The organism is Vibrio sp. 1159 (genome assembly GCF_033340395.1).
GTDB classification, from domain to species: domain Bacteria; phylum Pseudomonadota; class Gammaproteobacteria; order Enterobacterales; family Vibrionaceae; genus Vibrio; species Vibrio alginolyticus.
This window is the reverse complement of the sequence record NZ_JAWOWL010000122.1, coordinates 1-1311: the sequence shown is the minus strand read 5'-3', so window position 1 is coordinate 1311 and position 1311 is coordinate 1. Positions and strand designations below refer to the sequence as shown.

At 49.8% G+C, this 1311-nt stretch carries 1 protein-coding gene; it reads right to left on the bottom strand.

The features are described 5' to 3' along the window. A partial coding sequence (locus R7127_RS26350; protein WP_318148697.1) for an ABC transporter ATP-binding protein occupies positions 1-1290 on the bottom strand: 1290 nt, incomplete at its 3' end. Positions 1291-1311: the final 21 nt, after the last annotated feature.

The window sequence follows — 1311 nt, the reverse complement described above, 5'->3', positions numbered from 1 at the left end:
TGTTTCTGCTTCATTTTTGGTGAGTTTATGGAAACGAATTGGCTCGGCAATAATGTCTGCCACCTTCATACGAGGGTTCATAGACGTGTATGGGTTTTGGAACACCATCTGCATTTGACGTCGCATCGGACGACGCTCTTTTTCCGACTTCATCGCCGTGAGATCGATGCCTTCAAATTTCACTTGGCCAGAGTTTGGCTCATACAAGCCAGCAATCACGCGCGCGATGGTCGACTTACCCGAACCTGACTCACCCACCAGACCAAACGTCTCACCTTCGTGCACCTCAAAACTCACATTGTTCGAAGCCTGCACGTACTCACGGCGGCTTTCAAACAAAGAGTCCTTAGTCACAAACCTTAGGTTGACGTTTTTCACATCCAACAACGGGCCAGTGTACTCACGCTGATCTTGGCTTTGACCCAGCCAGTGGTTCTTGATGTCTGGCGACTTCATTTCTGTCGCTTCTTCGATGTAACTCACCAGAGGGAAACGATCGAGCTTTCTGTCTGAGCGAGGAACCGCCGAAATCAAGCTGCGCGTGTATGGGTGATCTGGGTTACCCAACACTTTTGCCGTTGGCCCAAACTCAACAAGATCGCCACGGTACATTACCGCCACGCGGTCTGTAACGTTTGAAACCACACCCATGTCGTGCGTAACCAACATACAACCAACATTGTTCTGGATACACAACTCACGGATAAGATTCAGGATTTGGTCTTGGATTGATACGTCCAGTGCCGTGGTTGGCTCATCGGCGATGATCAGATCTGGCTCACCAGCCAAAGCGATCGCGATAACCACACGCTGACGCATACCACCAGAAAACTGGTGAGGATACTGTTTAAGACGGTTTTCAGGCTGAGGGATGCCGACTTGCTGCATCAGAGACAACGCGCGTTGATACGCCTCGTCGTCAGACACTTTCATGTTGGCATGAATGGTTTCTTTTAGCTGCTGCTCAACCGTAAACAAAGGGTTAAGAGAGGTCATCGGGTCTTGGAAGATAAAACCAATCTTCGAGCCACGTACCTTACGCATCGCTTCTGGTGTTAAGCCAGAGATTTTTTCACCATCCAAAAAGACATCGCCACTGGCAACGCGTCCCGGAGGGCTCAGCAAATCGATAACGGCGTTACCAACGGTGGACTTACCCGCACCGGATTCGCCAACAACACCCACGATTTCGCCTCGTTCAATATTAAACGAAAGTGATTTCACGGCCGCGTGAACGCCGTGTCGGGATGGATACTCAATACGAAGGTTTTTCACCTCTAATAGTGACATTTCAGACCTCTACTGCCTTGT